The sequence below is a fragment of the Bacillota bacterium genome, from assembly GCA_013178125.1.
Taxonomy (GTDB): Bacteria; Bacillota; SHA-98; order Ch115; family JABLXJ01; genus JABLXL01.
Genome location: JABLXJ010000010.1, coordinates 73,383 through 98,244, shown reverse-complemented (window position 1 = coordinate 98,244; position 24,862 = coordinate 73,383). Strand labels below are relative to the sequence as shown.

Below are 24,862 nucleotides of genomic sequence, written 5' to 3'. Positions count from 1 at the left end.
GAACCAAGTTTTAATGCGGCTGCAACTACTCAGCAATGACAGCAACTGCTCAGGCTACTCAGTAATCCCATATTCCTTTATTTTATTCAATAACGTCCGGCGCGTTATCTTCAGGATCTTTGCGGCCTCGGTGCGGTTGCGGTTGGTTTGCTTGAGAACCCTGACGATATGCTCTCGCTCCACATCCTCAAGGGACTTCCGCGTCCCCTCTGATTCCGTCCCGGGGGCGGATGAGGAAGACCCGGCGCCCCCTTCAGGGCTCCCAGCCTGCCCAGTTTGCCCCCCGCTGGCTCTTACCGAGCTGTTCGTAGCTCCCCCCTTGCTCAATGTGCTTGAGCTAGGGGCGTCTGCAACAGGGGCGTTTACAACAGGAGAGTTGAGAAAGAGGATCTCGGGCCCGATGACCCCGCCCTTTGAGAATATAACCGCCCTCTCTATGCAATTCTCAAGTTCCCGGACGTTCCCCGGCCAATCATACTCCATAAGGGCGGCCATAGCCTCGCTGGATATGCCGGTGACCTCATTGCCGGTCTCGCGGCTGAAGCGATGCATAAACGCCGTAGCGAGGCGGGGGATATCCTCCTGGCGCTCACGCAACGGGGGCAGGTATATAGGGACGACGCTCAAGCGATAATACAGGTCCTCCCTGAAGGTGCCTGCGCGCACCGCCTCCTGGAGATTCTTATTTGTAGCGGCGATAATCCTCACATCGACCTTAATAGAGTGTGACCCGCCAACCCTCTCAAATTCGCGTTCCTGCAGCACCCTGAGCAGCTTCACCTGCATGCTCGGGCTCATCTCGCCGACCTCATCCAAAAAAAGCGTGCCTGTATCGGCTAGCTCAAAGCGGCCCGGCCTCGTGGCGATAGCGTTGGTGAAGGCCCCTTTCTCGTGGCCAAACAGCTCGCTCTCAAGAAGGCTCTCAGGGAGCGCTGCGCAGCTCACCTTGATCAATGGCCGCGACGCGCGCGGGCTTTTAAGGTGAATGGCCCTCGCTATCAATTCCTTACCTGTCCCGCTCTCGCCATAGATTAAAACTGTGGCGTTGGTCTGGGCGATTGAAGAGACAATATCAAGCACCCTCTTCATGGCCGGAGTATTTCCTATAATCCCCAGCTCCTCCTCTGTCTCGGGAAGCCTGCGAAAGGGGCTCAACCCGGGCTTGACCCGGGTCCACGCGGTTGCCTTGATTGCGCTCTTAATAGTCGCCTTGAACTTATCTATCTTGAACGGCTTGGTTATATAATCATGGGCGCCGAGCTTCATCGCCTCGATTGCCGTTTCAATGGATGAAAACGCAGTCATCATGATAACCGCTGTCTCGGGGTTACCCTTCCGGATCTTTTTAAGGACATCTATCCCGCTGCAATCGGGAAGCTTGAGGTCCAGCACGATCACATCAAACCTGCCAGTGACGCCCTTCTCCGCGCCCTCGCTGCCGTTTTTCGCGACAGCAACCTCATAGCCCTCCTCGGCTAAAACATCCGACAGCACGCCCCGCATATTTGGCTCATCATCGACAATAAGTATCCGGTACGCGCCCAAGGAGCTATCCCCCTCCTCGTGCCACAAGCTGCCAGGGATATCCATCGGCCTCGTTAATGTTGTATTTTTTTCGACACCATCATGTAAATTCCTCCTGTGCTGGAAAGGATGTTAAATTATCATTTTACTCGTTATATTGCTCGCCATATAGTCATATAGAATTTACATTGCCCTGGCATCCACCCATCTGCCCGGTCCAGACCCACCCCATTCGCCATTAATCGTAAATTACACCTGAAGAGCCCTAGCTAGCTGAATTACTGAGGGATAGGGGAATCGTTGTGGAGGCGCAGGGAGGAGATAGGAAGTGATCACAAAAAAAGAGTAAAAATAAAAAGAGGGCATGAACCCTCACTAAAAATTCTCACCAAACCTACTCGATAGTCTCATAACAGCCTTGAGTTTTAACTCAAGCCACCCTGGCCCGGGCCGCCAGGCCAGGCCATCGCCAACCTAGCACTACTATGCATCATCTATGTATGCGTATGTATCTATGCTCATGTAACCGTCTATGTAACCGATAGCCCCCGGCCGCGCAGCGGATTGAATGTGCTGACCCTGCGAAGCCGCCTTCGCTTCTCCCCGGGGAGAATTCTCATCTCCGTGGCCTTCCTCGCAAGAGAAGCTTGATTCTCATATTCAAGCGCCATGACCTCTTTCATTATTGCAGCTATTTCGTGATCAAGGCCATCACACGGATCATCGCACCTCAATCCCTCACCGAGGCTCATAAGCTTGCCTGCTATCCTCTCTATGCGGTTCTCGGCCTGACTCAGGCTTTTCAATAGGTCGCGCTTTTGCATGATAACCTCAGCGACCCTGGCAATATCACCTGATTCAAGGGAATCGCGCTGCAGGATGCAAAGCCGGAAAAGCTGCTTACAATACTCCAGCTTCTGAGCTTTTTCCTCCTCAAGATACTCCCGCAGATCGGACGAACGGAGGTCGCCCCTCATTCTTCTTCCCCACCAATCGCATCGCCCATACGATCTTCTCATTGCCCACCATAAACAATTCTCTTTATATAAATCGTGAGACTCCATATAGTTCTGTCCCTAAATCAAGAAATCAAGACCGGCCGCAGATTTCTATTTATTTATTATAGATATAATAGATAGATATAATAGATATAAATCTATAGATCTCGAACTATAAATCTCGGACCAGGCCGTGAAAGCAGGCCATATCCGCCCGCCATGTCCCTGGCTTTCAAGATAGCGCGGAGCTCCAGCTCGATCCGATCTCTATTTTCCCATAACATCCCGGTGTTTTCCTGGTCGATCTCAATGATCTCCCGGTAAATGGCCGCAACATGTCCCTCAATCCTCTTGAGCCTTTCATCCTCACTCCCTGCGTCATTTCCCGCATCGCCTTCATCTCCTCCGGGACTCCCTATAAGCCCTGCGCGTTCCTCCCGCAGGCGGCGGATCCCCCCAAGAATCGCCTCGCGTGACCTCAATGAGGCGATGAGCGCATCCATGTTGCGCTGCTGGATCAGCACCCTCTCATGGACGAGACACTCCAAAACCTCGCCCAAGAGACCAGCCTCCTCCTCATAGCTTTTCAAGAGCGCACCTCGCCTCTCAGCTAGCTTGTCAGTCGCCCTGCCGTCATACCCAGATCCGGCATCTCCGATGTCTTTATCCGTCACTGGCAAATTAAACACCCCATGAAATTCCAGCATTCATAAAGCCTCTCAGCGTGGCGCTCTGGGCGTTCAACATGGCCATCGCCTGCAGCATTGATGCAAACTCCTGTCTCAGAGCCTTCTCCCGCTGGTCGAGCCTCTCCTGCAAGGCCTTGATGCGGTTGTCTATATCCCTTATCTTGTCACCGATGCCTTCCTGCTGCCTGGGGACGATGCCCGTCGCATCCTCTACGAAGGAGGACATGAGATCGCGCAGCTTCACCGCGACCCCGCCCGTCGATCCGAAAAGATCGGCAACAGCTCCGGGCTGAGATGATAGCGCCGCCTCCAGCTTGGAAGAATCGGCTATTTTAAGTGCACCGGTATCATCCGCTTCTATTCCTATCTGGAAGAGGCTCGTTGGAGCCGGCGCCACCATCCCCGCAACCGGCTCCTGGATCAGCGTTCTAAGCCGGGTCTTGAGATTCGAAAACACGAACTCGCCTGCGAGCGGGCCTCGAATCCCGGCATCGGCATCGATTATGGTCTTATCCTGCAGGTACTTGAGGGTCTTATTGTACTGGTCGACAAACGCCTGTATCTTTGCCTTCGCCCCGCTGATATCCTGCTTTATCTCAAGGGTAAGCGGGGCCGAGCCCGTGGCCTGAGCAGCCTTCAAGGTGAGCGTGACGCCCGTTAATACATCGTCAACTACGTTACTCGACCGGTAGAAGGTTAACCCGTCAACAGAAAACTTTGCATCAAGATTCGCACGCGGGACCAGGTAACCGCCGGTCGTCCCCGTGGATTGTACAGAAGAGCTGGTTCCCGTGAGGGACAGGAGGTTGCTGTCCGCGCCACCCGCCTCTGTAAGGGTTATGGCGTTGGCCTGGCCCGTTAGCGTGCTCGTGAGCACAAGCCGGCTCTTGCCCGCAACCTCGCTCACCACGGCAGCCCTGACTTTGGCCCCGGAATCGTTTATCGCCTGGGCCATATTTGCCAGGACCGTCGCGTCCGTGTCTCCTGCCGCGACCGTCACGCTGATGGTTTTCGTCTCACCGGCAACGGTGAGGTCAAACGTCTTTACCCCCGCGCCCGCCCCTGATATCGTCGTGCCCGTGCTGTCGAGCTGGTTGGAAACAACCGTATCGGCGGTGGCGACACGTTCAATGAAGATGCTGTGGGTTGTTTTAAGCGCCGCGGTGGTCGCCTGGGCGCTCAGGAAATTTGCATCGCTCGATACAGCGAGCCTCTGGTCGAATATGAGGCTTGTCGGCGCATCCGCAAGCTCCCTGGCCTTGCCCTCGAGAGCCGCAAGGGAGGCCTTCAGGTCCGTGAACATCGCGGACCTCACCTCGAGATCGCTCCTGGTCTGCTTCAAGCGATCAAGTGGCTTGCTTTCGAGCTCGATGTATCTCTTGACGAGCTCATCCAGCTGGGATGTGCCTGTCATCAAAGACGGCAAGGAAATGCTCATCTCTCTTCACCTCGCTCATTCCGATGCCTGATCCATCCGTGCCTAATCCGGTGTCTTGATTTGAACTAAATCTTATGGCCTGGTCTAGAGCTTCTCATCCACCAGGAGGCCTGCCAGAACCAGCTTGGCGAGCTTCGTCATCACCCCGAGAAGCTCCTTGGGCGGGATCTCCCGCAGGACCTCGCCGGTATCGATATCAATGACCTTGATCACGACATGTCCGGTCTCCTTATGTACCTCGAAGGTGACCCGGGTATTCACGATGCTTATGACCGAATTTACGGCCTCCGTCACTCTTTGAAGCATATCCATTCCAGACTGGTCGGCCCCGGCTACGGGTGCGACGCCTACCCCAGCCCCAGCTATGTCTGCAGCTGCAGCTGGCATAGCCGCAGCCGGCCGGGGGACCGCCTCGCCGGTGCCGGACTGGCTACGCGCCCGCCCGGCAGCAGGGGGCGCTTCATCGCTTCTTCCCGGAGGCAGGGGTCCCTGCGCCCCTTGCAAGGGTCTTACATCTCTTACATCCACGCCCATCACCCCCTGGGTCCGCCGGACTCACCGGCCCCGCTGCACCCGCAAGCAGCCTGGCACCATGCATCGCGAAGCGATCTTATAATCGAGGCGGCCTCATCGAACTTCTGCTCTTTTATCTTCTCCATCGCGTAGCGGTATAGCCTGAAAAGGCCCAAGGCCACGTCCCCGGTGTCAAAATCCAGTGCATCGATCAATGTCGCCAGCCCGGAGCTCGCCTTCTTCGCATCCCTGGCCTTGCAACTGGCCAGGACCTGGTCATAGACTATCAAGACCAGCCTCTCGGGGCTCGCCGACATGACCTGCTGTGCTCTATAGGACATAAGCGGATTAAGGGATGGACTCGTTAGATTGGGGGTCGTGCTCATCGCATCTGCGCCTCCTGACATGCTCCTCTCGCTCTCGCTCCTCTATATCATCGATATCATCGACCTGCCTGCTGCCCTTCATTGACCTATCGTTTCGTTCCTATCGTTAATTATATCGGCAACCTCCGGAAGGAGTTTAAGGGAATCAACTGACGACCTCGAGTATATCCACACCCAGCTCCCTGCCTAGGTCAATATCCTGGATAGACTCGATATCCCGCCCCGATTCGTCCTGGGAGAGGCGCACCGTGGGCCTGTCGGGAATTCTTTCGTTGATGGCTATGACGACAGCCTGATCGCCCGTGGTCAGCCTGACGGTTGTGCCAATCGGGTAAGGCGCTATATGCTTTAACAGCCCCTGGACGGTCTGGTGATCAAATCTGAGATTCGATTGTGCCCTCATATACGCCACCGCCTGGTGGGGCCTGTAAGCCCTCCTGTAAACCCGGTCGGAGGTCAGGGCATCATAGACATCGATGGCCGCTGCGATCTTCGAGAATTCATGGATGGAATCGCCCGCGAGGTTTCGCGGGTAGCCGGAGCCGTCGCACCTTTCATGGTGCTGGAGGCATATTATGCGTGCCACAGGGGGTATCGAATCATCATATGTCAGGAGTCTGTAACCGTTCTGAGGGTGCGCCATGACCTGTTTGAATTCGATCGGGTCCAGGGTGCCGGGTTTATTCAATATCTCATTTGGGACGAGCATCTTGCCGATGTCATGAAGGAGGAGACCCAGGCCCAGGTTGCGAAGTTTGAATTCGTCATATCCCCGGTTGATGCCCACGATCAGGCCGAGGACGCAGCAGTTGACCGAGTGCTCATATGTATAACTGTTATAACACTTCAAATCAAGAACTGATACAAGCGTTCTCCTCTTGGTCGTGAGCTCATCGGCGATCATGTCCACGGCCTCGATCAAGCCTGAGGCCTCAAGAACGCCCCTCCTATCCCTCAGCATCCCGCTTGCCAGGAGCAGGGCCTTCCTCACCGCGTTTACGGCCTTCTGCCGCGTTTCCTCATCTATTACGGGCTCAAGCTCTACATCCCGCGTCAATGGATCATCAACATATATCATGAACACGCCGAGATCCAGGAGCCTCTGAATGTAGTAGTCCGTAAGCTCTATCCCTATTCCCAGCAACAACTTCCCATCAGGGCCATATATCGATTTCCCAAGCCTCATGCCTGGCTCAGCCCTATCTGTAGCTACGATCCTCATTTTATTTGGTACTTTTACCCCTCTTCCCCATGAAAAAAGCGAGCTTATCCACGAGCCTCCCTCCCCGGGCCTTCATACGGCGCTCCATGTGGCGCTCCACGTCGTCTCGCCTCTATGTCGTCCCTGCGTTGCGCCCCGTTTCCCGGGAAGCCGGCTCGTTTTCCCGCTTTCTCCCTTCATGAATATTCCCTCTCTATAATTCTTACTCCCCAATGCTCACCCCATCAGGCGCGCTGATCCCGAGCTTCGCGACTACGATTAGACTGACTCGGGCTTGAGTCTATCTCAGGAAATCCAGCAGAGTTGGCCTGATTACGTGGCTCGCGGCGGCGAGCGCCGACTTATATATAACCTCCTGCATTTGAAGAGCCACCATAGATTTAGCTAGGTCCGAGTCCTCGACCTTGGACAGCATCGCCGCGAGCTTGATCTTGTCATCCTGGATCCTGTCATCCGCGCGGTCCAGGCGCGCCGTGCGCGACCCGATCTGCCCGATGATCTGGGAGAGATGGTCGATACCGGCGTCGAGGTTGGCTATGTCGGTCGAGGAGATCTCCGCGGAATTGCCGTCAAGCAGGTCTTTCTGGAGCTTGGTAAGGGCGGCGAAGAGATCCTGACCATTTATAAAAGCATCTTCGCCCTTAACGTTCACCGTCACAACGAAGCCGTCCTCGGCGTCTATCGTTTTTACTCCCTGGTCCCCATTATAGATGGCCCCGGTCGGCGGGGGCCCACCGGTCGCCTCGAATGGCTTCGTTCCCGTCTTCAGCCCCGCAAAGAGGTACCGGCCCTCGTGCTGGCTGTTCGCTCGCCCGAGAAGCTCGTCAAAAAGCTGGCCAACCTCGTAGGCGAGGGCCTGCCGGGCGTCAGTGGATAGCGTGTCGTTCGCCCCCTTGAGGGCCTTGTCCTTGGCCGTCGTGAGAATGTCCACGACGTGGCTGAGGGCTGACTCGGTCGCGTAGAGCCAATCGCGGGCGTCGCGGATGTTCTTCTCATATTGCTCGGCCCCCGCAAGGAGGGCCCGGATCGACACCGCCCTCGAAGCGCCGAGAGGGTCGTCCGCCGGCGTCTGGAGGCTCTTGCCCGTCGCGATCTGCTGGCGCAGGTCCTCCATCCGCGATACGAAATTCCCTATGTCGGTCATCAATGTATTGAAGAGCAGGCTGTTACTAACGCGCATTCCCCAGCGCCTCCTGTCCATCCGGTTGCAAGTCGGCCTTCTGTTCTACTAGTCCACTAAGTGCAGGTTCCTTAATTTGTGCCAATTTACCAGCACGTCCCAGGGGCGATAATCTTCGAAATCACACTTAGCGGCCTACGATGCCCGTGCGGTTGATTATAGTATCGAGCATCTCATCGATGGTGGTGACCATCCGGGCGGCGGCATTATATGCATGCTGGTATTTCATCATATTCGCCAGCTCCTCGTCGACCGAGACCCCCGAGAAGCTCTCCTTCCTGTTTGTGTGCTGCTGGAGCGCGAGCTTCTCGATGTCGCTCATCCGCTCTGCCGTCTGCCCCTCGTTGCCCAGCATCGTAATGGTCTCGGAGTAGTAGCCGGTGAATGTAAGGGTTGGCGGGTCACCACCCATCGTGAGCTTGTCTTTCAACTCCGCAATCGCCTTGGCGACAGCGCCATCCCCGGGGGCTTCGGGAACCGCCGCCGCGGCGATCTTGCGGGGATCGGCCTTCAGATCATCGCTGACCTTGATATTTCCTGCATTAGTGCCAACAAAAAAATCCCGTGACTGCAATGTGGTGTCGTCCAGACCATATCCCGTCTTATGTAGGGAATTAACCTCTGCTATAACCTTTTCAGCGATCTTATCAAGCCTCCCGAGATATTCGGGCACGGCCTCATCCCTAGCCTCGAGTATGCCCGCCATCTCGCCGGCCGTAATGTTCACGGCTGCATTATCTTTTGCCCAGACAACGGTGGATGATGCCAGGCTAGAACCCGGTTTTAGCTTGATCTCGTGCGCATTGCTGCGCCTCACAAGGTCCACCCCGCCGATCTGCACGTTTATCGACCCATCCTTCTCCTCAAAGGTCGAGATATTTACGATCTGGGCCAGCCGGGCGATGGCGATATCTCGCTTATCCATCAGGTCATTGGGCTCGTTTCCCGTGACCTTTATCTTGGCTATCTCCTCGTTGAGCTCAGCGATCTCGTGACCCAGCGAATTGACCTCATCCACCTTGGCGTTCAGGGATGATTCCAGGTCCAGCATGAGATCGTTGAGGCGCTTCGACGCCCTGTTCAGGATGGCGCAAAACCCATCTGCCTCCTCGATGAGCACCGCCCTCGCGGCCTCGCTGTCAGGGCGCTTGCTCAGCTCCTGCCAGGCATTCCAAAACCTGGAGAAGGCATCGCCCAACCCGACATCGGAGGGATCGTTAAAGGTGGCGTTCACCTCGTCAATCGCGGCCTTGAGCTGGTCCCAGCGACCGAGCCCGCTCTTTGCCAATCTTATCCTGTTCTCGATGAACCCGTCAAATACCCGTCGCACCCGGGCAGCCTCGACGCCCGTCCCGATCTGGCCCGGCCGCACAAGCCGGACAATGCCGGGAGGGGTATAAGGCCTCGTTGCGGAAAGCTCAACCTGTTGGCGTGTATAACCTGGGGTCGCGGCGTTGGCGATGTTATGCCCCGTTACATCCAGGGCCTTCTGGTGGGCCTGGAGTGCCCGCCTCATCGTTTCCAGTCCAATGAATGTTGGTCGCATATCCGGCTCTCCCCTGCTGCGTAAATCATCCTGAGTAACTCCGGACCGTCGCCGACATAATTATCGAGGAACGAAATATATTCGAGCGAGCCCTGTATCAACCGCTCATTTGCCCTGTTCACCTCGGCGATCTTCGCTACCAGCTGGATTATCTCGGTAAAGGCTTTCAGCGCCCCGGCCATATCCCGCGCCTGGGCCTGCCCCTGCGCCTGCGCTCGCCCATCCTGATGCTGAGCCTGAGACTGCTCCTGCTTCCACTCCTGACCCTCTCCATTCCAGTGGATCCCCAGGCGCCCTGCGAGGGACATCCGCCTGCGCGAAACCTGGTGCAGGGTATTTACAGCCACCTGGAGCTCACCAAGGAGGTTTATAAGGGCATCCCCGCCCCCACCCAGGAGCAGCGCCTGCTCCTCCTCGCAAAGCTGGAGAATCCTGCGGTAGAGCCCGACCTCCCTATGCAACAGAGCCAGGACATCGTCAAATATGACCGGCGCCTCGCCACCGGGGGCCTCATCACCCATGGGCTTGCATCTCTCGATAGGCTCGCATGTTTCGGCCCGTCCTTGTGCCTCTATTTGTGATCGGACCATCATATTCACCGGCCCAGGATTTTATTGACGATAGCCTCGCCTTTGACGTTGTAAGTGCCGGCCTCGATCCTCGCCTTCAGCTCCTGGACCTTCTCCTCTCTCACGCCAGCCACGCCGGCCTGTGCCCGCTCCTTCAAGGCGAGCTTCGCCGCGTAAAGCTCTCTCGCCCGCCCTGATATCGTAACATCGTCAGGCGTTGCAGCCGGGGAATTACCATTCTTATGATCCGGGCCCTTCCTGGCCGGGGCCTGCCCGGCCTGGCCGGCCTGCTCGGCATATCTCTGGAGGAGCCTCTGAATAACCTCGTTGGATACCTTCACACCCGCCACCCCTTCGGAAAATAGATAACCATGTCAAACCATGTCACCATTTTTATTATCGGCATGACCGGGCGGATGTTTAGCGCGGGTGTTTGTCGTGAATGTTTATCGTGCTAGGAAATGTTTATCGTGGATGTTTATCAGCGCTGGAAAACTGCCGGTAAAGCACCTCACCGAGGCCCATTCCCCTGCCCTTCGCCATCTCCTCCGCCAGCTTCTCATCAAGAAGACTGGTGAAAAACTCCTCGGGCCGGCCCCCGCCAAAGAGGCCATCTTTGGGCACGGTGGCCCTCATCTCCTTGAGAATATATTCAAGGAAGATCGCCTCAAACTCCTGGCAAGCCTCGCGGAGCTTCTTGTCGTCCTTATCGTCACGCCCGCGCCGCGCTTGTATGGCCCGTATATTCTGGGCCCGCATGTCTCTGACCGGCCCCTGCCCCGCCCGTCCCGCCCAGGAGATGGCGCTGGTCAAACTGAAATCGCTCACCTCAAATCACCTCCAGCTCAGCCTGCAAGGAGCCGGCGGCCCGGAGCGCCTGCAAGATCGCTATGATATCCCGCGGGGATGCGCCAATTGCGTTCAAGGCCGAGACAAGGCTATCTATCGTTTCCCCGCCGCCCAGCTTGACGAGGCTGCCGGTGCCAGGTGATCCAGGCTGATCTGAGGATCCCCGCCTGGCTGGCCTGAACGCTGGGGATAATTCCACTCCTGAGACTGAGGGAGGCCCCGGAGACGCCTGGAGGCTGGTGATCTCCACCCTCAGATTTCCATGTGATATAACGGCGGGCAAGAGCCTCACCTCACCCCCTATAACAACCGTCCCTGTTCTCTCATTTATCGCTACCTTAGCGACGGTGTCCGGGGAGATGGTAAGCTCCTCGATCCTGGCTATGAAACCAACGGCATTCCCTTTAAATTCCGTTGGAATGTTCACCTGAACGGTCCCCGCATCAACAGCCTGTGCTGCGCCCTGGCCAAACTGGGCATTTATTGCAGCCACGAGCCTCGAAGCCGTGGTGAAATCCGGCTGGTTCAGGGTGATGGCAACCGTTCCTTTGTCCTCGTCGACGAAATTCATGGGCACTTCACGTTCTATGACAGCCCCCCGGGGAATCATCGCGCCGGTCGGGTAATTCCGCGACTGGCGCCCGCCGCCTGACATGTTGAGGCCGCCTATGGATACAGGGCCCTGGGCAACGGCATAGGTTTTCCCATCGGGACCGAGCAGGGGCGTGAGCAGGAGGGTTCCGCCCTGAATCGTCCTTGCATCTCCAAGCGAAGCTACATTCACATCTATCTGGTCCCCGTTTTTTACAAAGGGCGGCAGGTCAGCTGTAACAATGACGGCCGCCACATTCCTCACCCTTATGCTCTCAGGGGGCACTGTGACACCGAAGCGCGCCAGCATATTTGCGACAGATTGAACCGTGAACATCGACTGCCGGGAATCGCCCGTACCGTCCAAGCCTACAACCAGGCCGTAACCCATCAGTTGGTTTACCCTGACCCCCTGCACCCGCGCAATATCCTTAACCCGCATAGCACCTGCGAAGCACCTTCCATCAAACAGGACGATACTCGAGGCCAGGGAGCAGGCAAGGGAGAAGGCAACCAGCAGCAGGATGGCAGCAAACGAGCGAATGCCGCTCAGCCTGCGGCGAGGGCAAGGGATTCTGCCGCGGGAATTCTCGCGATCGTAACGACGGGCTTCACCAGAGCCCTCCATGGATCCTGCACCTCCTACCTCCAAGCGTGAGCTCGAAAATTACTGCCACTTTTCCAGGGATTGCCGGTGTTTGCGCGACGGGGCCTTTGAAATTTGGCAAGGCCCTCGCGCCAAATTTCAACGGAGGCGCGCCGCAAGCGCGCCGTCCCCGGAGCGCAACACCGTAAGTCCTGAGACGTGCTGGTAAACTGGCACAACTTAAGGAACCTGCACTTAGAAAATCAAACCCACGAGGCCTGAAAAAAACCGCGAAAGATAACCGAGGATGCCCTGGCGCTCGGCCACCTCGAGCTTGCCCTCGTATCGTATTTCGGCATCAGCCACGTAGGTCGACATAACCGTATTGTCCGCCCCGATATCCTCGGGCCGGACGATGCCGGTGACAACGATGTTCTGCTTTTCATTATTGATTACAAGTGCCTGGCTTCCCTGAATCTTGAGGTTGCCGTCAGGGAGGACCTCAACGACCCGCGCGCTCATCTTGGCGACCAGGCTCCCCGAGCGGGACGTGGATTTGGAGCCTGCGAACCTGCTCTGGGCGCCCAGCCCGGCCTCTGGGATGAATTCCAGGAGCCCGGTCCCCTGGTCCAGGCCGGCTCCAACCTTGTTGCCCGAGCTCGTCTGGGCCTTATTGCTGGCCACCGCGTGTTCCATTATCAACACCGTCACAAGGTCGCCCACATTGCGAGCCTTGTGATCGACAAAGAGGGAAGGCGTGCCGTCCTTCCACAGGGACTCCGCCGCCGCCCTGGCCGCCGGCAGGGTCCCCATACCGAGAATAGAGCAGGCCACCAGCACCAGCACCGCTACCCCAGGTCTACCGGATGGGCGGCGAAACTTCAACGATTTTCGCATCCACCACAACAGCCTCCACCTGCCTCCCCGACTCGAGGTTCTTCACCCTGATCAGGTCCTTGAGCTTACCATCCTCGAGCGCTTCGCCGGCTGTAGTCACCGAAACTCCGCCGAGTCTCACAACTATCTGAATGATATCCCCTCGCTTGATGAGCGGGGGCTCCTCAATAGCATCCGCCGATATCAGGGCGCCTTCGCGAATCGTCCTTGCGGCCACCTTGCCCACCACCGCAGCAGGATCCGTTACGGGATTCATCTCCAAGGCTGAGAGCTGTCTCAGCTCCGGGGCCACCGCATCGGAGGTCACGACCTGGCCTTTTATGATAGTCCTGGTGGCCACCACAACCTCCTTCACCACGTTGAGGCGCAGGACGACAGGGACCGACTTGTAGGGCTTGCCGTCCAGAATCACATTCACGCGGATGGTGGTGGTCCCGAGATACTGGGTGATTGGAAGCCTCTCAGCCTCGAGCCTTGCCTCGCCCAGGGGGGCCAGGAGATTATCGGGCATCCTCTCGCACCCGATGGAGACCTCGTCTCTCTTCCATGGCATCGTTGACAGGATATACTCAGTCGCGACCTTCACAAATTCCTCGCCAGTGATGGTCCTGGCCCTTGCAGCCACTGCGACGCTGCCAGCGCCCTCAAACGTCACCTGCGACAGGTCGACGCCTGCCTGCCTCATGTGAATCTTGACGCTTGCGAGGCTCACTGTCCGTTTGTAGCCTACGATCGGCGCCGGCCCAATCTCGATACGCTTTATTTCATCCTCCACAGGCCCCGGGGCGCCCGTGATCGTAGCTATGTCACCGAGCAGTATCTTAGGCCCCGCCACCTGAGCCTCCTCTTTTACAGTAATCACGATGGGGGTTCCGTCCCCGGCGGCCACGGCCACAGGTGCAAAGCCAGGGAGGGCGCCAGGGCTTGCGACCATGGCGGCTGTGGCTGCAGCTGCAGCTACGGTTGCGGCCATAATGCAAGCCCTGGCGATCCTAGCGGCCATCCTGGCCCCGCTGCCGGTGGTATGACAACGCCGGCAGCGCCGGGCTCGCGGTATCATACCCCTACTTATGCTTATTAGGCTTATTAAGGTCAATAGGAGCGTCCAGGCGGCCGTAACCAACATCAACGGGCACTACCCCCTGCCAGGCAAGTCAGCATGGACGAATTCAAGCGTAGGCGAATTCAAGACGAATTCAAACCAGGTCAAACTAGAACTAGCGCTTGAGGTTGTTGGCAATAGCGAGCATGTCGTCAGAGGTCTGGATCGCCTTGGAATTCACCTCATACGCACGCTGCGCTATGATCATATTCACCATTTCCTCAACGACCTTCACATTAGACATCTCGAGGAAGCCCTGGGCTATCGTCCCAAACCCCTCGAGGCCGGGCGTTCCGATCATCGCATCGCCTGATGCAGCGGTATTGCGGAAGAGGTTGCGGCCTATGCTCGAAAGACCAGCAGGGTTTATAAACCGGGCTAGCTCTATCTTGCCGAGCTCCTCGGGCTGGTCCTGACCTGCAAGCATCACGGATACCGTGCCGTCAGTTCCTATGGTTATATTTGTAGCCTCAGGGGGAATGGTGATTTCAGGCTCCACTGGAAATCCATCAGAGGTCACAAGCCTGCCCTCGCTGTCTATCTTGAAGGCTCCATCCCGTGTATATGCGGTGCTGCCGTCCGGCATCAGCACCTGGAAGAACCCATCGCCTTCGATAACGAGGTCGAGCGGGTTTTCGGTCTGGATGAAGTCGCCCTGCTGGAATACCCTTTGGATTGCCGCCGGCCGCGTGCCGAGGCCCACCTGGATCCCGGTCGGCACCATGGCGCCCTGCGCGACGGTTGTCCCCGGGGTCCTCAGATTCTGATACATTATATCCTGGAAATCCACCCTGCTCTTCTTGAAGCCAACGGTGTTGAGGTTCGCAAGGTTATTTGCGATCACATCCATATTCAGCTGTTTGGCCAGCATGCCCGTTGCAGCCGACCATAGTGCTCTCATCATCGTCGATCAAACCTCCATGTCAAGCGTGTCGAGCTCCGTCGCCCCGTCTGTTCCCTTCTGTCCGTTTCAGCTTGCTTCTCTCTTTCCGTTTCTCCCTGCAAGTTTTGCTTCTGCGCCTGCCTGCTCCACTTCCGCGCCTGTAGTCTTAGCCGCTTCAGTCATTCCACGGCTACAGCCCCCAATTAAGGTCCAGCTGTTCAAATTCCTTACCCTATACCCGCCCGACCTCGTTCACCGCCCTGTCCAGCGTCTCATCGATGAACGCTATAGCCTTTTGATTGGTCTCGTAAGCCCTGAGGCAGGTGATCATGGATACGAGCTCTTTAACAGGGGTAACGTTGGGCATCTCGAGGAAGCCCTGACGAATGGCAGCTTGCGGCGGGGGAAAAGGTCCCGCGCCGGGGCCGGCTGCGAAGAGGTTGTCCCCCTCCTTAACAAGCGCCGCCCGGTTTGCAAAATCCACCAGGCGGAGCCTCCCAACCACAGTCGCGCCAACCAGCACCGTCCCATCCTCGCGCACAGTAAGCTCGCCGCTCGGGCCCGGTGGTCTGCCACCCGGATTCCCACCGAGGCTGCCGCCGGGGTTGGCGCCCCTGCTCGCGACGGTACCTGCGCTACCCACAACATGGATCGCCCCCGCGACCTGTATCGGCCTGCCGTCCTCCCCCAGGACCCGGTAGCCATCCAGGGTCGCGATCTCACCCTGCTCGTTCAGGCAAAACGAGCCATTGCGTGTGTACCTCTCCCCGGCCGGGGTGGCGACCGCAAAGAACCCGTTGCCCACCAGCGCCAGGTCGAGCTTGTTGCCCGTCTCGACGACCGGTCCCTCTGCAAAGTTGGTAGCAGTCTCGGCGATGACCGTCCCCACGCCGGCGCGGCCTATTGGGGTGCTCTTCCGCACGGCATCCAGCATGCTCCCCCGGTCCGGCATGATACGATTCAGGAGCATCTCGGGAAAGCTCTCAAAGACCGGCAGGTCCCCCTTGAAGCCAGGGGTTGTGACGTTAGCCAGATTATTTGCAATGATATCCTGCCAGTGGGACCGCGCCACCATCCCGGAGGTCGCGGAATATAAGCCTCTGAGCACCAAACCACCTCCATTCCCCCTCACTTCTCAGGTCTTGCCCGGCCGACCGGTTATTCAAAACAAGCCTGGCGCGGCTTGACCTGGTCATCTTGGCTCAATTGACCTTTTCATCTTGGTTTAATCCAGTCCAATCCGATCCCGATCCAAATCTAAAAGCAAATATTGTACCATCCGGTAGGAAAATGAGGGAGACGTGAAAGAGGCGACCTTATATGCATGATACACATGGCATGGACATGTCATAGCCTGCGGGATAAGGGCCTTATAATTCGGAAGAACAGCGAAGTCGACTCGAGCGTACGCGAAAATTTTTCCCACATTACGTTACATAAAACCCGGGGCAAAGCCGCGGAATTTATTTCGGGGAGGATGTCAACCTTGTAGTTCCTGTTAAGGGCTCTCGTCAAAATCATGTTGTCTTGAAACCATCTTTTGGGTATAATGTAATTAGACAACTACCCCCGTTCGATAAGCATGCAGCGATGACGTGTAGCGATATTCTACCCGGGATCCAATACTTCAAGATCCAATACTCATAGAGGGAGCCCCCATAAACATGTCAAAGCGGATCCAGCCTCAACCCCAACAACTCATCGCTAAACTTGAGGCTTTCTTCGCCGATCGCGCCGAGGTAATTTTTGCTTACCTTTTCGGCTCCCAGGCGCGTGCTCAGGCAGGCCCCTTGAGCGACATAGATATTGCGGTGTTTCTAAATGATACAGTAGAACCCGCCCATTATACACGCTATCGCCTTGAGCTATGGGGCGCTCTGTCGGCTCTCCTCCATCGTAATGATATCGATATTGTGGTGCTCAATAGGGCACCGGTTTTGTTGCGTCATCGCGTCCTGAGAGATGGGAAACTGATTCTTTGCCGCAACGAGGGCGCGAGAATCAACTTTACTATAGAGACCGGGCGACGGTTCTGGGATACTGCCCACCTCCGCAGATTGAGCTTTAGATACATGGAGAGACATATCAAGATGGGCACCTTCGGAAAGGCTATAGACTATAAGAGGGTAGATGGCTGAAGGACATTAGAGAGTCAAGAATGTCCAGGGAGGTATGAGATGAGTCTACAATATACTGCAAAACAACCTGGATGACTTCCGGAAATTTGCATTCTTCATTGTAGAATTTATCAAACGCAACTTCAAACCCCCGGCTTGACAAGCAAACTCTTCCCTTTGCGTTATGCATTTTATTTATAGGTTATTAAGAAGGTGACTGGGAATATGCGAGACCTCACGCACTTCTTCAACCCGAGACGGGTCGCTGTCATCGGCGCATCGAAGACACCCGGAAAGGTTGGCAATTCCATCTTAAAGAATATCATTGAATCCGGTTACCCAGGCGAAATCTACCCCGTCAACCCGGGCGAACCTGAGATACTGGGCCTCCCATGCAAGAAAAACATCGGCGAGATCCCCGGGACGGACCTGGCAATCATCTGTGTGCCCGCGGCGCTGGTCCCGCAGGTCGTTGAGGAATGCGGCAAGGCCAGGACCAGGAACATCATTGTGATCTCTGCGGGCTTCAAGGAAGTCGGGAAGGAAGGCGCCGCCCTCGAGAATAGGATGGTCGAGCTCTGCCGCCGTTACGATATGAACATGATGGGCCCGAACTGCCTGGGGATGGTGGACACTCATGTCCCACTCAATGCCTCTTTCGCGCCTGATATGCCCATGAAGGGCGAGATCGCGTTCATATCTCAAAGCGGGGCATTCGGGACAGCGATCCTCGACTGGAGCCTCAACAACAACGTGGGCTTCAGCAAGTTTGTGAGCTTGGGTAACAAGGCCCACCTCGACGAGATAGATTTTATAGAAAACGCTGCTGACGACCCCAATACCAAGGTCATTCTGTGTTATCTCGAAAGCATCACGCAGGGCAAGAGATTTCTCGAGGTCGTGGGCAAGGCCACACGTAAGAAGCCCGTCCTCATACTCAAGTCAGGAACGAGCGAGGCGGGCGTCCGCGCCGCGTCGTCGCATACCGGGGCGCTTGCCGGGAACGACCGCGCTTACGATGCCGCATTCTTGCAGACAGGAGTCCTGAGGGTCGAAACGGCGCAGGAGCTTTTCGACCTGGCCCTGGCATTCACAACCCAACCTCTCCCAAAGGGCAGGCGCGTCGCTCTCATCACCAACGCCGGCGGGCCCGGTATCGTGGCCACGGACGCCGTCGAGAGAATGGGGCTCGAGATGGCGAGGTTCGATCCTGCGACTGTGAAGGAGCTCCGGGGGAAGCTCCCGGCCGAGTCAAATATATACAACCCCGTTGATGTGATAGGGGACGCGAGGCCGGAGCGCTATGAATTGGCCCTCGATATCGTCCTCCCTGATCCCAACGTTGATACCAGCCTTGTGATAGTAACCCCGCAGGCCCAGACAAATCCTCCGGGGGTTGCCGATGTGGTCCTGAAGGTAAGGGCCAGCCGCCCTGAGAAACCCCTCCTGGTCTCTATGGTTGGTGGGAAGCGGACATCAGAGGGCGTTGAGAAGCTCACCCGCGCCGGGATGCCATGCTTCGTCTTCCCCGAGCGCGCAGTCTCCGCCATAGCTGGACTGACCCGGTACGCCACTATGCTTGCCGAGCCTCTGGAGGAGGTACCCTTCGAATTCCCCGTAGACCAGGATAGAGTGCGCGCAATACTGGAGTCAGTCAGGGCCGATAAACGAAATACCCTTCTCGGGACAGAGACAGCACGGGTAGCGCAGGCCTACGGGATAAAGGCCGCCCCTTCCGGCCTCGCGAAGACCCCCGACGAGGCCGCCAGGGTCGCGGAGGAACTCGGATTCCCCGTTGCGCTGAAGATAGCCTCGCCGAGAATACTTCACAAGACTGACGTGGGGGGTGTCAAACTCAAGCTGGACACCCCGGAAAAGGTCAGAGAGTGCTTCGTCGAGATAATAGAAAACGTGGAAGCCCACATGCAGGATGCTAGCATCTATGGCGTTGAAGTACAACACATGATGCCGCCTGGAAGGGAGCTCATAATAGGGATGGTCCGGGACCTTCAATTCGGGCCCATGCTCATGTTCGGCCTCGGTGGCATCTACGTCAATCTCTTGAAAGACGTATCCTTCAGGCTGGCATATGGGTTGCGGAAACAGGATGTCGAGGCCATGGTGCGGGAAACAAAAGCATATACACTGCTGCGCGGCTTCCGTGGAGAGGCGCCTGCGGATATCCCAGCCATCCAGGACACATTGATCCGTGTGGCCAGGCTTGCGAGGGATTTTCCCGAGATACTCGAGATGGATATCAACCCCTTGTTCGCATACGAGGCCGGCAAGGGGGTTACCGCCATCGATATGAAGATCACTATATCTTGACGGAGAGAAAGGAGGAGAAGAATCCCGTGAAAAGCCTCTATGTAATTGGAATGGCCGGGAGCGGCAAGACAGCTTTATGCGTGGGGCTGGCGGAGAGGTTTCGAGAAGAGGGTTTACGTGTCTCATTCTTCAAGCCGGTGGGCAACGTTGCTGGGTTGCGCAAGAACCAGGATATGGATGCCGTCCTGATGAAGGACCTCCTTGGAATGGAAAACCCACTGGAAGATATCGTGCTTTTCACAACAGGCCCCTCATACCTCACAAGCCTTACAACCTATTGCGACAAACAGTCCATTGGACAGTACTCCCTGGCGGGGGTGGAGGTGAAGCGCGCCTTTGACAAGGTGGCGGCGAACGCCGATTTGGTGCTGATAGAGGGCACAACGTCCCCCCAGGCTATGGCGAGCGTGGGCCTTGACGCATTCACCCTCGCGCGCGAGCTGGGCTCCATGGTCCTCATGGTGAGCCGCATCGCCAATGACCTGGACCTGGACACGGCGCTCCTCTATAATTCATATGCGCGGGCCCTGAACCTCCCGGTGGTCGGGAACGTATTAAACAACGTCCCTCGAACGATACTGGACAAAAGCAAAGGAGTATACAAGCCGATCCTCGAAAAACAGGGTTTCCCCGTGCTTGGCGTGATACCTTCCCACACCGAGATCACCTCACCGACCGTAGAGGAGATATGCGATGTGCTCACCGCTGAGGTGCTCGCCGGCAAAGCGAACCTACAAAACCTCGTCGAGGATGTGCTCATAGGGGCGATGACCTTCGAGAGCGCCCTCCGCTACTTCCGCAGGTCGACCAACAAGGCGGTGGTCACAGGCGGCGACCGCTCCGATGTGGCCCTGGCTGCGCTCGAGACCAGCACCTCGGTGTTGATCCTGACGGGAGGGCTCTTCCCCGACATAGGGGTCCTCAACAAGGCCGAAGAGAAGGGCATACCAGTCCTCCTGGTCCAGGACGACACCTATACCGCGGTCCAGAAGCTCCGCGCCATCACACGCAAGATCAAGCCCCATGACGAGCAGGGCATAAGGGTGGCCCGGGAGACGATCAGGGAGCACTGCGATTGCGATCCTATAGTGGATGCTATCCGTGGCTAAACCCTCATGTCGCCCAGGGCGACACCAACAGAACGATGAAAATGATCTTTATGTGGTGGCTATTTTCAGGGCAGGAATATGCCCGGAGTTCGCCAGACGACCAGATGAATCTAGCCTGGCCCATAAACTAGGCCTGGGCTCATAAATCAGGCCTGGCGAACACGCGCAAGGAACGCTTCAACCTCACCGGCCGTCGGCATCGAAGCCTGTGCCCCAAGCCTCGTAACGGAGATGCTAGCGGCCGCCGAAGCGTAGCGCGCCGCGTCCATCACCGGCGACCCTTTCAGGTAGGCGACTGCAAACGCACCGATGAAGGTATCGCCGGCGGCTGTGGTATCTACGGCATCAACCTCGTATGCCGCGATGAACTCAGAAACCCCGGGATTTGCGACCAGCGCGCCCTTTTCGCCGAGGGTGATGATCACATTCCTCGCCCCCCGCTGCAGGAGGCGCATGGCTGCTTCCGCCGCCTCATCGCGTCCCTCCACAGCAAGACCGCTCAGGAGGGATGCTTCACTCTCGTTTGGAATGAGAAAAGCGGCTCCTTTGATGAGCTCATCCGGGACGGGTCGGGCCGGCGCAGGGTTCAAGATCACGGGCACACCCTTCCCGGCCGCAATCTGTGTCGCATAGATCACTATCTCAATGGGTATTTCAAGCTGCATGATCAAGGCATCCGATGTCTCGATCAGGTCACGCGCCGAGTCTACGTCCTCCGGTGAAACCCGGTTGTTTGCGCCTAGGGCTACCACGATGCTATTCTGCCCTGTGGCGTCCACAGTAATCAACGCCAGGCCCGAGCCAGCCTCGGGGTCCTTTCGCACGCGCCCGGCATCAACGCCGGCGGCCTTCAGATTCTGGATGAGGGTCTCGCCGAAGATATCATCGCCGACGCGGCCCACCATGTGGACCTCAGCCCCCAGCCGGGCAGCGCCGACCGCCTGGTTCGCCCCCTTCCCCCCGGGGACCATCTTGAAATCCTCGCTCCTGACCGTCTCACCCGGCCGGGGGGCGCCCTGCACCTTAACCACGAGGTCCATGTTCATGCTACCCAACACCGTAATCCTCGGCTTCCCGGGCACACCTGGCATGGTTGCTATTTCCCCCTTCGTCTTGCGGCCTCAATTGTGTTGCGCATAAGCATTATTATGGTCATCGGGCCGACGCCGCCTGGCACCGGGGTGATATAGCCAGCCACCTCGGAGGCCGAATCAAAGTCCACATCCCCGACCAGGCCCGTTTCTATGCGATTGACTCCCACGTCGATCACTACCGCGCCCGGCTTGATGAATTCCTTGTTGACGAGCTTCGGCTTGCCAACGGCCACGACAAGGATATCCGCCTCCCGCGCCGCTCCGGGCAGGTCGACCGTCCGGGAATGACATATCGTGACGGTCGCGTGCTCCGCGAGCAGCAAGAGCGCAACAGGCTTCCCGACGATGTTGCTCCGCCCAATAACCACGGCGCGCTTGCCCTTGATCTGCACGCCAGTGTGCTTGATCAGCTCTATTATCCCCGCAGGCGTGCACGGGACAAAGCATGGCTCCCCGACCATCAGGCGCCCCACGTTCACAGGGTGGAAGCCATCAACATCCTTTTCTGGGGTGATCGCCTCGAGCACCGCCTTCTCGTCCAGGTGCTCCGGCAAGGGAAGTTGCACTAAAATCCCGTGAATCCTGGGGTTGGAGTTCAAGTCCCGGATCAGCCCCAGTAACGCATCCTGGCTGGTGGCTTCATCCAGCAAGTGCTCCTCTGAGTAGATGCCCAGTTTCTCGCACATCTTCTTCTTATTATTCACATAGACGCGCGAGGCAGGGTCATTCCCTACGAGCACAACAGCAAGCCCCGGGGTTATGCCTCTCTCGCTCTTGAGCTGCGCGACCTCCTCTGCAAGCCTCTCCTGGATCTCCCTTGCGACGGCCTTACCGTCGATGATTTTGGCGGACATTATGCGCCCTCCTCACCCAAAATTCTATACTGCGACAGCATCCTCAATACCTCGCATCAGGCTCCCCTGTCTCATGTCGCCGGCGACTCGACCGCCACAGCAAAAAACGCGAGTCACCCGCCACATGAACTTGCATATCAGCTTGAAGAATTCAGGATGCATTCAGGATAGCGACGATACGATCTCCTTGAAGCGCCGGCCCCGCTCCTTATAATCCTTGAACATATCAAAGCTCGCGCAGGCGGGCGATAGAAGCACAATATCACCCGGGGCCGCCGATCTCACAGCGCAAAGGACAGCTTCATCAAAATCCCTGCACCGAACGATTTTAGGGCTCGAGATATCCCTGAAACCCCTGTCCGCAGCCTCAACCCCGGCCCCGGCTCTGGCTCTGGCTCCAGCCCTGGAGCCCGCCGCCCTCTGCACAGCTGCCTCTATCTGGCCGGCTGTATCCCCGACCAACACCAGGACCTTCACCCGGTCCAGGACAACCTCTGCAAACTCATCAAACGGGAGTTTCTTGTCATACCCACCCGCGATTAGAATTAGAGGTTCTTCAAAAGCCCGCAGGCCGGCTATCGCCCTGCTAGGGGTCGTAGCTATCGAATCGTTATAAAACCTCACGCCCCCCAACTCGCCCACCAGCTCCAGGCGATGCTCAACGCCCTTGAACTCGCGCAGGACGTCCCGGAGCACGCCGGATTCCACGCCAAGGAGCCCGGCCACTGCGGTGACCGCCAGCACGTTTTCCACATTATGTTCCCCGGGAACGCGTATATCGCTTTTAAGGCACGCTACCTCTTCCCTGGCGCCGAGCCTTATCCATATTTCTTCGCCCCTCACAAAAACTCCTTCCCCCGGCTCCGCCAGCCTCGTAAAAAATATCCGCCGCGAACGGCATCGTTCACCTATACCTCGCACTGCCTCGTTATCCTGGTTCAACACGGCGAAATCTTGAGGTCGCTGGTGACTCACGATGTTAGCCTTGGCGTCGATATATTCCTGCATGGAGCGGTGGTAATCCATGTGATTTGGATATATATTCAGGATGACCCCGATGTGCGGGCTCATCTCCATCGCCTGGAGTTGAAAGCTGCTCAATTCAAGCACAACAACGGCATCCGGGGTCATATGCTCAACCTGTTCGAGCAGGGGGTTGCCTATATTCCCCCCCACGAAGACTCTTTTGCCAGAAGCCTCTAGAGCCTTTCCAACCAGGGTCGTTGTGGTGGTCTTGCCATCGCTTCCGGTAATGCCGACGATCGGTGCGGGGCACAACTCGAAAAAGAGCTGGATTTCGCTGCTCTCCGTAACCCCCGCCGCCCGTGCGGCCGCAATCTGAGGAATGTCGCGGGGAATCCCCGGCGTTAAAAACATCATGTCGAACTTGTCGAGGCCCTCGAGATAATCCGGGCCGAGCCTGAATCCCACAGGGAGCCCCGAAAGCTTCTCCAGGGTCGCGCCAAGCTCTTCGCCGGTTTTCCTATCGCACGCCGTGACCTTTGCTCCCGCGCCCGCGAGAAATCTTATAACCGGCAGGTTGCTCACGCCGACACCGACTACGACAACGCTCTTGCCCCTGAGTCGTTCAACAACAGCGTTATACCTGCTTGTAAAATCTGAACCCCATCGCGCTCCAGACCTCAGCACATTCGACCTTGCCTCATTTGCTGACATCGACATAGTTGACTTCGATCTCCTTAATCTCTCTTTCCAGTCTCTCCAGCCCCTCGCCCTATCTCTCCGGGCTCCCGCCCCACCCGGCCTCGACAGCCCCTGGCACTCTTTGTCGAATCCGCGCTGTTGAGCGCGGTTTTCCTCGAGCGAAAATGCTGGAAAGTTTCCGCCGTCGCGTTAAAATATATTTATAGGAGGAGCTATACGCGACAGGTCTACAAATCTTCACGAAGGGATTGACTACTATGGGCAAACAGTTAAAGAAGAAAACCCCCGCCTCGCCGAGACAACTTCGCAAAGGGATGCGACGCGTGATCCACACATTCCATGAACGGGTAAGTGTGGGCTTCACCGATGGCGACCCCAGACCTTCGTCCTTTTGGTGGAGGAACGACCCCTATTCAATACTACACATCCTCAAGGAATGGACGGATGATTGGGGCAACAAACACTACCATGTCATTACTGATAAAGGCGCCTTCCACATCTACCGGCATCGTAAAATAATTTCCCTTGTAGAAAAACGCTTTGAGTACCACTGGTGGCTCGAGAGCGAAATTGAACTCTATAAACTCAAAATCCCGCAAAGGAAACTCGCAGACCCCAGAGCACCATGGTACTGGAAGTCGGGTATCTACCGAGAGATCGCTGCCGGCGGCACTCACAATCACCGCTGCCAACAGCACCCATAATCGCCTGGCATCCCGCCC

24 protein-coding genes are annotated in these 24,862 nt (G+C 57.1%); 4 read left to right on the top strand and 20 right to left on the bottom strand.

Annotated elements, in window-relative coordinates; genetic code table 11:
• Positions 1 to 54 precede the first annotated feature (54 nt).
• The 17 genes from HPY71_10110 to flgF all read right to left on the bottom strand — a co-directional run bounded on the left by HPY71_10110 (position 55) and on the right by flgF (position 16,081).
• Positions 55 to 1,590, bottom strand: a complete 1,536-nt coding sequence (locus HPY71_10110; protein ID NPV53862.1) for a sigma-54-dependent Fis family transcriptional regulator — start codon at positions 1,588 to 1,590, stop codon at positions 55 to 57.
• Between the two features lie 464 nt (positions 1,591 to 2,054).
• Positions 2,055 to 2,501, bottom strand: coding sequence for a hypothetical protein (locus HPY71_10105; protein NPV53861.1), 447 nt, complete (start codon positions 2,499 to 2,501; stop codon positions 2,055 to 2,057).
• Between the two features lie 179 nt (positions 2,502 to 2,680).
• Entirely contained in the window at positions 2,681 to 3,202 is a 522-nt protein-coding gene (locus HPY71_10100) for a hypothetical protein (GenBank protein ID NPV53860.1), read from the bottom strand.
• Position 3,203: 1 nt separating this feature from the next.
• Positions 3,204 to 4,649 (bottom strand): flagellar filament capping protein FliD, encoded by a 1,446-nt coding sequence (gene fliD, locus HPY71_10095; protein NPV53859.1) that lies wholly within the window; start codon positions 4,647 to 4,649, stop codon positions 3,204 to 3,206.
• 84 nt (positions 4,650 to 4,733) lie between these two features.
• Entirely contained in the window at positions 4,734 to 5,177 is a 444-nt protein-coding gene (locus tag HPY71_10090; protein NPV53858.1) for a flagellar protein FlaG, read from the bottom strand.
• 5 nt (positions 5,178 to 5,182) lie between these two features.
• Positions 5,183 to 5,503, bottom strand: coding sequence for a flagellar protein FliS (locus tag HPY71_10085; protein NPV53857.1), 321 nt, complete (start codon positions 5,501 to 5,503; stop codon positions 5,183 to 5,185).
• 190 nt (positions 5,504 to 5,693) lie between these two features.
• A complete protein-coding gene (locus HPY71_10080; GenBank protein ID NPV53856.1) occupies positions 5,694 to 6,770 on the bottom strand; it encodes an HD-GYP domain-containing protein in 1,077 nt (358 codons plus the stop codon).
• A 280-nt stretch (positions 6,771 to 7,050) separates the two neighbouring features.
• Positions 7,051 to 7,950, bottom strand: a complete 900-nt coding sequence (gene flgL, locus HPY71_10075) for a flagellar hook-associated protein FlgL (protein NPV53855.1) — start codon at positions 7,948 to 7,950, stop codon at positions 7,051 to 7,053.
• Between the two features lie 127 nt (positions 7,951 to 8,077).
• Complete coding sequence (gene flgK / locus HPY71_10070) at positions 8,078 to 9,496, bottom strand: flagellar hook-associated protein FlgK (GenBank protein ID NPV53854.1); 1,419 nt, start codon at positions 9,494 to 9,496, stop codon at positions 8,078 to 8,080.
• A complete protein-coding gene (locus tag HPY71_10065; GenBank protein NPV53853.1) occupies positions 9,463 to 10,017 on the bottom strand; it encodes a hypothetical protein in 555 nt (184 codons plus the stop codon). The genes flgK and HPY71_10065 overlap by 34 nt, the downstream gene beginning before the upstream one ends.
• Before the next feature lie 74 nt (positions 10,018 to 10,091).
• Positions 10,092 to 10,406: a flagellar biosynthesis anti-sigma factor FlgM gene (locus HPY71_10060; GenBank protein NPV53852.1), complete on the bottom strand. Its 315-nt coding sequence runs from the start codon at positions 10,404 to 10,406 to the stop codon at positions 10,092 to 10,094.
• A gap of 124 nt (positions 10,407 to 10,530) precedes the next feature.
• Positions 10,531 to 10,824, bottom strand: a complete 294-nt coding sequence (locus HPY71_10055) for a flagellar biosynthesis protein FlgJ (protein NPV53851.1) — start codon at positions 10,822 to 10,824, stop codon at positions 10,531 to 10,533.
• A 70-nt stretch (positions 10,825 to 10,894) separates the two neighbouring features.
• Positions 10,895 to 12,133 carry a flagellar basal body P-ring protein FlgI gene (locus HPY71_10050; protein ID NPV53850.1) on the bottom strand — a complete coding sequence of 413 codons (1,239 nt, stop codon included), beginning with the start codon at positions 12,131 to 12,133 and terminating at the stop codon, positions 10,895 to 10,897.
• Between the two features lie 213 nt (positions 12,134 to 12,346).
• A complete protein-coding gene (locus tag HPY71_10045; protein NPV53849.1) occupies positions 12,347 to 12,988 on the bottom strand; it encodes a flagellar basal body L-ring protein FlgH in 642 nt (213 codons plus the stop codon).
• Positions 12,951 to 14,117, bottom strand: coding sequence for a flagellar basal body P-ring formation protein FlgA (gene flgA, locus HPY71_10040; protein ID NPV53848.1), 1,167 nt, complete (start codon positions 14,115 to 14,117; stop codon positions 12,951 to 12,953). The genes HPY71_10045 and flgA overlap by 38 nt, the downstream gene beginning before the upstream one ends.
• Before the next feature lie 88 nt (positions 14,118 to 14,205).
• On the bottom strand, positions 14,206 to 14,994 hold the full coding sequence (flgG, locus tag HPY71_10035; protein NPV53847.1) for a flagellar basal-body rod protein FlgG: 789 nt from the start codon (positions 14,992 to 14,994) through the stop codon (positions 14,206 to 14,208).
• Between the two features lie 211 nt (positions 14,995 to 15,205).
• Positions 15,206 to 16,081, bottom strand: a complete 876-nt coding sequence (gene flgF / locus HPY71_10030; protein ID NPV53846.1) for a flagellar basal-body rod protein FlgF — start codon at positions 16,079 to 16,081, stop codon at positions 15,206 to 15,208.
• Between the two features lie 556 nt (positions 16,082 to 16,637).
• Here flgF and HPY71_10025 point away from each other — a divergent pair.
• The 3 genes from HPY71_10025 (at position 16,638) to HPY71_10015 (ending at position 20,527) form a co-directional block, all read left to right on the top strand.
• Positions 16,638 to 17,111: a nucleotidyltransferase domain-containing protein gene (locus HPY71_10025; protein NPV53845.1), complete on the top strand. Its 474-nt coding sequence runs from the start codon at positions 16,638 to 16,640 to the stop codon at positions 17,109 to 17,111.
• 204 nt (positions 17,112 to 17,315) lie between these two features.
• A complete protein-coding gene (locus HPY71_10020) occupies positions 17,316 to 19,418 on the top strand; it encodes an acetate--CoA ligase (GenBank protein NPV53844.1) in 2,103 nt (700 codons plus the stop codon).
• A 26-nt stretch (positions 19,419 to 19,444) separates the two neighbouring features.
• The gene (locus HPY71_10015) at positions 19,445 to 20,527 is read left to right on the top strand and encodes a phosphotransacetylase family protein (protein ID NPV53843.1); all 1,083 of its coding nucleotides are present in this window, start codon (positions 19,445 to 19,447) and stop codon (positions 20,525 to 20,527) included.
• 146 nt (positions 20,528 to 20,673) lie between these two features.
• Here HPY71_10015 and rbsK read toward each other — a convergent pair whose 3' ends face one another.
• From rbsK to HPY71_10000, 3 genes are all read right to left on the bottom strand, one after another.
• Positions 20,674 to 21,618 (bottom strand): ribokinase, encoded by a 945-nt coding sequence (gene rbsK, locus HPY71_10010; GenBank protein ID NPV53842.1) that lies wholly within the window; start codon positions 21,616 to 21,618, stop codon positions 20,674 to 20,676.
• A gap of 5 nt (positions 21,619 to 21,623) precedes the next feature.
• A complete protein-coding gene (gene folD, locus HPY71_10005) occupies positions 21,624 to 22,475 on the bottom strand; it encodes a bifunctional methylenetetrahydrofolate dehydrogenase/methenyltetrahydrofolate cyclohydrolase FolD (protein NPV53841.1) in 852 nt (283 codons plus the stop codon).
• Between the two features lie 162 nt (positions 22,476 to 22,637).
• Positions 22,638 to 24,152 carry a UDP-N-acetylmuramoyl-L-alanine--D-glutamate ligase gene (locus HPY71_10000; protein NPV53840.1) on the bottom strand — a complete coding sequence of 505 codons (1,515 nt, stop codon included), beginning with the start codon at positions 24,150 to 24,152 and terminating at the stop codon, positions 22,638 to 22,640.
• Between the two features lie 245 nt (positions 24,153 to 24,397).
• On the opposite strand from HPY71_10000, the gene HPY71_09995 reads away from it, so the two are divergent.
• A complete protein-coding gene (locus HPY71_09995; protein NPV53839.1) occupies positions 24,398 to 24,844 on the top strand; it encodes a hypothetical protein in 447 nt (148 codons plus the stop codon).
• Positions 24,845 to 24,862: the final 18 nt, after the last annotated feature.

What these genes read in the sequence shown, in the direction of transcription:
- HPY71_10065 (NPV53853.1), bottom strand. Translation starts at nt 10,017, where the DNA reads ATGGGTGATGAGGCCCCCGGTGGCGAGGCGCCGGTCATATTTGACGAT.
- HPY71_10050 (NPV53850.1), bottom strand. Translation starts at nt 12,133, where the DNA reads ATGGAGGGCTCTGGTGAAGCCCGTCGTTACGATCGCGAGAATTCCCGC.
- HPY71_10055 (NPV53851.1), bottom strand. Translation starts at nt 10,824, where the DNA reads ATGCGGGCCCAGAATATACGGGCCATACAAGCGCGGCGCGGGCGTGAC.
- HPY71_09995 (NPV53839.1), top strand. Translation starts at nt 24,398, where the DNA reads ATGGGCAAACAGTTAAAGAAGAAAACCCCCGCCTCGCCGAGACAACTT.
- HPY71_10020 (NPV53844.1), top strand. Translation starts at nt 17,316, where the DNA reads ATGCGAGACCTCACGCACTTCTTCAACCCGAGACGGGTCGCTGTCATC.
- HPY71_10110 (NPV53862.1), bottom strand. Translation starts at nt 1,590, where the DNA reads ATGGATATCCCTGGCAGCTTGTGGCACGAGGAGGGGGATAGCTCCTTG.
- HPY71_10105 (NPV53861.1), bottom strand. Translation starts at nt 2,501, where the DNA reads ATGAGGGGCGACCTCCGTTCGTCCGATCTGCGGGAGTATCTTGAGGAG.
- fliD (NPV53859.1), bottom strand. Translation starts at nt 4,649, where the DNA reads ATGAGCATTTCCTTGCCGTCTTTGATGACAGGCACATCCCAGCTGGAT.
- flgL (NPV53855.1), bottom strand. Translation starts at nt 7,950, where the DNA reads ATGCGCGTTAGTAACAGCCTGCTCTTCAATACATTGATGACCGACATA.
- rbsK (NPV53842.1), bottom strand. Translation starts at nt 21,618, where the DNA reads ATGCCAGGTGTGCCCGGGAAGCCGAGGATTACGGTGTTGGGTAGCATG.
- flgG (NPV53847.1), bottom strand. Translation starts at nt 14,994, where the DNA reads ATGATGAGAGCACTATGGTCGGCTGCAACGGGCATGCTGGCCAAACAG.
- flgK (NPV53854.1), bottom strand. Translation starts at nt 9,496, where the DNA reads ATGCGACCAACATTCATTGGACTGGAAACGATGAGGCGGGCACTCCAG.
- HPY71_10085 (NPV53857.1), bottom strand. Translation starts at nt 5,503, where the DNA reads ATGTCCTATAGAGCACAGCAGGTCATGTCGGCGAGCCCCGAGAGGCTG.
- HPY71_10025 (NPV53845.1), top strand. Translation starts at nt 16,638, where the DNA reads ATGTCAAAGCGGATCCAGCCTCAACCCCAACAACTCATCGCTAAACTT.
- folD (NPV53841.1), bottom strand. Translation starts at nt 22,475, where the DNA reads ATGTCCGCCAAAATCATCGACGGTAAGGCCGTCGCAAGGGAGATCCAG.
- HPY71_10000 (NPV53840.1), bottom strand. Translation starts at nt 24,152, where the DNA reads ATGTCAGCAAATGAGGCAAGGTCGAATGTGCTGAGGTCTGGAGCGCGA.
- HPY71_10045 (NPV53849.1), bottom strand. Translation starts at nt 12,988, where the DNA reads ATGCGAAAATCGTTGAAGTTTCGCCGCCCATCCGGTAGACCTGGGGTA.
- HPY71_10080 (NPV53856.1), bottom strand. Translation starts at nt 6,770, where the DNA reads ATGAGGATCGTAGCTACAGATAGGGCTGAGCCAGGCATGAGGCTTGGG.